Source organism: Streptomyces sp. NPDC059853, from assembly GCF_042731495.1.
GTDB lineage: Bacteria > Actinomycetota > Actinomycetes > Streptomycetales > Streptomycetaceae > Streptomyces.
On the sequence record NZ_JBHWJL010000438.1, the window covers coordinates 1 to 3,083 of the forward strand.

A 3,083-nucleotide genomic window follows, 5' to 3' on the forward strand; every position below is an offset into this window, starting at 1 on the left:
GGGTGTCGGCGACCACCGGGATGGTGCGGTCGGTCAGCGGCAGCTTGATGCGCTTGCCGATGAGGTGGGCGTACCGCCCGTCCTCGGGGTGGACGGCGACCGCGGTGTCTCCCAGCATCGTCTCGGCGCGGGTGGTGGCCACGACGATGCTGTCGTCGCCTTCGCCGTAGCGGATGGAGACGAGTTCGCCGGCGTCCTCCTGGTAGTCGACCTCGATGTCGGAGATCGCGGTCAGACAGCGCGGGCACCAGTTGATGATGCGCTCGGCGCGGTAGATCAGGCCGTCGTCGAACAGCCGCTTGAAGATGGTGAGGACGGCGCGGGAGAGCCCCTCGTCCATGGTGAAACGCTCACGGCTCCAGTCGACACCGTCGCCGAGCCGCCGCATCTGGCCGAGGATGCGACCGCCGTACTCCTGCTTCCACTTCCAGACCCGCTCGACGAACTCCTCGCGCCCGAGGTCGTGCCGCGACTTCCCCTCGTCGGCGAGCTGCTGCTCGACCTTGTTCTGGGTGGCGATACCCGCGTGGTCCATGCCGGGCAGCCACAAGGCCTCGTACCCCTGCATCCGCTTGCGGCGGGTGAGCGCGTCCATGAGGGTGTGCTGGAAGGCGTGGCCCAGGTGGAGCGTGCCGGTGACGTTGGGCGGGGGGATCACGATGGTGTAGGGCGGCTTGTCGCTCGCCGCGTCCGCCTCGAAGTAGCCCCGCTCTACCCAGCGCTCGTACAGCGGCCCCTCTACCTCGGCCGGCGCGTACTGCGTCGGGAGTTCGGTGGCTGCGCTGTGGGGCCCGGTGGTCGCGGGCGGCTGAGTGTTCTCGGTCACGGCGCCCAGTCTACGGGCGGGGCGGGGCCGTCCTCGAATCGGTTACGGCGCGGTGGTCCCGGGCTCTCGGGCCGGATGCCGTGGTGGCCGCGCGGTGAGGACCGTCCCGGCATCTGCGGCACAATGCCGGGTACATGAGGCATCCGATCGGATGAGATGCCAACCACACGGGGATCACCATGACGCAGCCACCGCCCGGACCGTACGGATCGCAGCAGCCGCCCCAGCACGGGTACGGCCCGCCGCAGCCGCCGGCCGGGCCGCCCCGGGGCGCGCCCTACGGCGCCGCCCCCTACAGCCAGGTCCCGCCGCCGTCCGGCGCTCCCGCCGCCGGTGGCGGCAACGGCAAGAAGATCGGCATCACCGTCGGCGTCCTCGCCGTCGCCGCCGCGCTCGGTGTCGGCCTGGTGCTGGTCCTGAACGGCGACGACAGCCCCGCCCTGAAGGACGACGGCACCCGGTACACGCTGGCCGCCCCCGAGGAGGCCGGCGGCTACGCCCGGACGTACGGCGACGACAGCGACGAGTTCTTCACTTCGGAGGAGGCGAGCCGGGTCGGCTTCACCGAAGAGGGCGCGATCATGGCCTCCTACGCCCAGGACGAGTCGTCCGAGGACTCCAACCTTCTCTACTTCCAGGGGTCCTGGGGCACGGTGACGGACCCGGCGAACGCCCCGGACGAGATGTTCGCGATGATCGCCGAGGACCTGAACGAGGACGCGGACGACGACGCCGACCGCGTCGAACTCGTCGGCTCCCCCGCCGCCATGAACCCCAGCGCCCTGCACAACGCGGCGCTCTCATGCCTAGAGATGCGGCCGGGCCGGCCCGCGCCGGCCGAGGCCGAGGCCTCCTTCGTCTGCATCTGGAGCGACTTCAGCACCATCGGTGTGGTGTACGGGATCCCGGGCGCCGCCGAGGGCGCGGTCCCGCTGACGTTGGAGCGGACCGCGGAACTCGCCGCCGACCTGCGGGCTTCCGCGCTGGTCGAGATCGCCGGCGGGGAGACCGCGCCGAGCGACGGCTGATCACCGCAGGGGCGGCGGCACCGGGGTGGATGTACACCGGAGCATTTCGTCGGACAGGATGAGCGGTAGACGCTTGTCGCAGTGATGAGGGGACAACCCATGAGTCAGCACCAGCCGGGCCCCTACGGGCAGCAGCCCCCGCCGGGCCAGCCCGGGCAGCCCGGCCCGTACGGGGCGCCGCCGCCGCAGGGCCCGCCGCCCGGCGGGCCCAACCCGTACGCGCAAGGCGGCGCTCCGGGCGCACCGTCGGGTCCGGGTTACGGCTACCCGCAGCAGCAGCCGGGGCAGCCAGGTCCGCCCCCGCCGCCCGGCGCCTACCCCGGCCAGCCGGGTCCGGCCGGTCCGCCGCCCCCGCCCGGCACCCCCTACGGCCAGCCGCAGCAGCCCGGCCCGTACGGCGGCCCGCCGCAGGGTCCGCCCGGGCAGTACCCGGGCCAGCCCGGCTACGGGCAGGTGCCGCCCCCGCCGCCCGGTGGTGGCAACGGCAAGAAGATCGGCCTGGCCGTCGGTGCCCTGGCCGTGGTCGCCGCGCTCGGTGTCGGCCTGGTGGTGGCGCTCGGCGGGGACGACGAGAAGAACGAGACGCTCATCGGCTACTCGCTGAGCTACCCGGACAACAGCGGTGAGTTCCAGCTCGTCCAGCAGCAGGACACCAGCGGCATGTCGGAGGAGGAGCTGGCGCAGTTCGGCCTCGGCCCCGACGCGGAGGGTGCCACGGCCAACTACCTGGCCGGTATGGACCCGGCCGAGCTGGAGACCACGGACCCCAGCGAGCTGGGTACCACCCCCCTGACCTCGATGGTCAGCGTGGGCCTGTGGGGCGAGGTGGAGAACCCGGAGGCCACCGTCGACGCGCTGCTCGCCTACGCGGCCGAGCAGGCGGCCAGCGGCGAGGGCGGCCGGCTCCTCGACAGCCCGCAGGCCGTCAGTCCGAGCGGGCTGAACGGCGCGACCATGAAGTGCCAGTACGCCGAGGTCGAGGACCCCTCTCTGGGCCAGGACGTCGAGATCCCGCTGTGCGTGTGGGCCGACAACAGCACCATGGGCTTCACGGTCATCCAGAAGCAGGCCGGCGTGACCGGCCCCCTGGAGCTGTCCATCGACGAGGCCGCCAACATGACCGCCACGCTGCGTTCCAACGCGCTCGTCGCCCCCGGCGACAGCTGAGCGGCACCGCGTACGACGGCGGGGCCCGGACACCATCGGGATCCGCGATCGGTGACCGGGCC

Annotated in this window: 3 protein-coding genes; 2 read left to right on the forward strand and 1 reads right to left on the reverse strand. The window is 72.7% G+C overall.

The features are described 5' to 3' along the window. Window positions 1-826 (reverse strand): class I tRNA ligase family protein (locus ACFV5N_RS26370; protein WP_385604612.1); only part of this gene is annotated, 826 nt, incomplete at its 3' end. A gap of 179 nt (window positions 827-1,005) precedes the next feature. Between ACFV5N_RS26370 and ACFV5N_RS26375 the strand changes: the two genes are divergently transcribed. Both ACFV5N_RS26375 and ACFV5N_RS26380 read left to right on the forward strand, forming a co-directional pair. Beyond that, on the forward strand, window positions 1,006-1,854 hold the full coding sequence (locus ACFV5N_RS26375; protein ID WP_385604615.1) for a hypothetical protein: 849 nt from the start codon (window positions 1,006-1,008) through the stop codon (window positions 1,852-1,854). Between the two features lie 99 nt (window positions 1,855-1,953). Further along, window positions 1,954-3,021: a hypothetical protein gene (locus ACFV5N_RS26380; protein ID WP_385604618.1), complete on the forward strand. Its 1,068-nt coding sequence runs from the start codon at window positions 1,954-1,956 to the stop codon at window positions 3,019-3,021. Window positions 3,022-3,083: the final 62 nt, after the last annotated feature.